Here is a 296-nt window from a genome sequence, read left to right as displayed (position 1 = left end):
GGCGGTGAAGCTGCTGGAGCGGCTGCGGCGGCTGGGTCTGGGCGCGGCGATCCGGGACCTGTTCGAGCAGCCTCGGCTGGCGGATTTTGCCGCGAAGCTGGGACGCAGCCGCGAGGTGTCGGTTCCCGCCAACGGGATCACGCCGCAAACCCGGACGATCACACCGGCGATGGTACCGCTGGCGGAGCTCAGCCAGGCGGAGATCGACCGGGTGGTGGAGGCGGTGCCGGGTGGCATCGGCAATGTCCAGGACATCTATGCGCTGTCGCCGCTGCAGGATGGCATCCTGTTCCATC

1 protein-coding gene is annotated in these 296 nt (G+C 68.9%); it reads left to right on the top strand.

The features are described 5' to 3' along the window. A partial coding sequence (locus KVT37_RS31465; RefSeq protein WP_217578908.1) for a hypothetical protein occupies positions 1-296 on the top strand: 296 nt, incomplete at both ends.

Source organism: Mesorhizobium sp. GbtcB19 (assembly GCF_019091085.1).
GTDB lineage: Bacteria > Pseudomonadota > Alphaproteobacteria > Rhizobiales > Rhizobiaceae > Mesorhizobium.
The sequence above is the reverse complement of the archived record's forward strand: the minus strand, read 5'-3'. Positions and strand labels throughout refer to the sequence as shown.